Annotated in this window: 3 protein-coding genes; all 3 read right to left on the bottom strand. The window is 45.8% G+C overall.

What is annotated here, in order from left to right; all coding sequences use genetic code 11:
* A partial coding sequence (locus tag HMPREF0670_RS14500) for an RHS domain-containing protein (protein WP_009231896.1) occupies positions 1-474 on the bottom strand: 474 nt, incomplete at its 3' end.
* A 146-nt stretch (positions 475-620) separates the two neighbouring features.
* Entirely contained in the window at positions 621-1,187 is a 567-nt protein-coding gene (locus tag HMPREF0670_RS14495) for a hypothetical protein (protein ID WP_009231895.1), read from the bottom strand.
* Positions 1,188-1,203: 16 nt separating this feature from the next.
* A partial coding sequence (locus HMPREF0670_RS16795; protein WP_316928775.1) for an RHS repeat-associated core domain-containing protein occupies positions 1,204-2,026 on the bottom strand: 823 nt, incomplete at its 5' end.

Genomic DNA, 2,026 nt, shown 5'->3' with positions numbered 1-2,026 from the left:
CCTGTTGTAGTACAATCCCGTCTCCTCGTCCTCATACTGCCCCAACTGGCGGAACGGCACGAACTGGCTGTCGCCCTTGAGGTTGAGCAGGTTGCCGTAGATGTCGTAGTCGGCTTGCCAGACGAGCGTTCCGTGTTCGTCGTAGCCCTGCACGGGGCGACCGATGTAGTCGCTCGCGATGCCGTAACGCTTGCCGTTTACCAACTTGGCGGTTGGGACATAGCTGTCGGTGTCGTAAACCCAAGTGACGAGGTTATCCGTTGGCTCGGGCCTGTCGAACGACACATCGCCGTTTTCGGCAACAATCTGTTGCGGCCGTTCCGTTTCGTCGTACTCCCATTCGTGAAGGACAACGTCGCCATCCCACAGGTAGCGGTGCACACGACCGTTGAAAGCCTTTTCAATCCGTCGGCCCAGTGCATCGTACTTGAACGTGACAACTTTTCCGTCTGGCCGAGTTACGCTGTCCAGCATGCCGTTAGGCAGCCATGTGTAGGCGTAGTCGCCAGGCTAGAGGATTGTGTCGTGACTTCTTCCTCGTTTTCTGCTTATACATTGTGCTAGGAGTCCGAGGCTTGTTTCTCTTCTATCATTCCCAGCTCTTAACAGATAATGATAGACTAATAAAAACCAACTAGACTGTGCCAGAATGGCATGCCGATTCCTTTGGTTATATGCTCCATAAGTTGTATAAATTCCGTTTCTCTTTTACACCAACAGGCATATTGCCCTGTCCCCATTCCTCTTACTAATTGTTCAAAATTTTCTGCTATGAGCATTCTTTCTTCAATTTCAGTCTCGCTATCAATGGTATATATTCTACCGGAGGCACATTCTAATAGAATGGTATAAGGATCCCCATTGGCAATAATAATGAAACCAGCCTCATTTAATGTAGAATAATCTTCATATTCTAGATTCCTTTGTATCAGCCAATTTATCCCATATGTATCATTGTAACCAAATTGATAGGTGAGAAAGCAAAAGTTACCCCAGCTATATTTTAGGATGATGTTTATGAAATTCTGGTTCAACACATCTATTCTCAGTTCTTCCTTCAAACGAACAATTTCTGTGCTGGGAATATCTACCTTTTTCAAGATTATTTCTTCAATAAATTCTGGATCAAGTCCCTTAGTTTCTTCAACGATAGTTAGAATAATTTCGTTTAGCGTTAATAATTTCATATAATTGTTTTTTATCTTATTTACAATGCCATACGCCACCTGAGCCAACATGAGTGCTTGCTGGTACTGGTACAGCGTACTTACCTTGATCCACATGGTGATGAATTAATATTTCACCTTTATACCCTCCATGCTCTGGGAATTCTTTAATCCACACATTGTCAATAGTAGGAGAAAGCCCGTGTTCTATCCTCCATCTATTATTCTTACTTATGCTTGAGGGATTTAATTTCTCCCACTTCTGCCAAAATTGTTTATTATCTCGTAGGCCACCGTTTGCAGTTGGTTTTCCACTCTCAAAAGTAGTAGTATCAATTGAATACCTAGGATCGGGGCGACCAGGGTAAGTTGGGTCATATCTCGTTTGGTATGGTGATGTATCTCCTTTATAGGATATCTCTAATCCATATATATCATGTGTGACATTAGTGTCACTCACATACCCATACAAAGTAGGATTGTTACCTGTCAGCCCAATCGGATCTTGACTTATATACCCACCCGTACTCGGGTCGTAATACCTGAACCTGTTGTAGTACAATCCCGTCTCCTCGTCCTCATACTGCCCCAACTGGCGGAACGGCACGAATTGTCTGTCGCCTTTCAGGTTGAGCAAGTTGCCATAGATGTCGTAGTCGGCTTGCCAGACGGGCGTTCCGTGTTCGTCGTAGGTCTGCACGGGGCGACCGATGTAGTCGCTCACGATGCCGTAACGCTTGCCGTTTACCAACTTGGCGGTTGGGACATAGCTGTCGGTGTCGTAAACCCAGGTGACGAGGTTGTCCGTTGGCTCGGCCCTGTCGAACGACACATCGCCGTTTTCGGCAACTATCTCTTGC

Source organism: Prevotella sp. oral taxon 317 str. F0108 (genome assembly GCF_000162415.1).
In the GTDB taxonomy this organism is placed as follows: Bacteria; Bacteroidota; Bacteroidia; order Bacteroidales; family Bacteroidaceae; genus Prevotella; species Prevotella conceptionensis.
This window is presented reverse-complemented; position numbering and strand designations above follow the sequence as displayed.

Bases quoted from the DNA above. Each gene is read 5' to 3' on its own strand.
- HMPREF0670_RS14495 (WP_009231895.1), bottom strand. From the start codon at position 1,187: ATGAAATTATTAACGCTAAACGAAATTATTCTAACTATCGTTGAAGAA.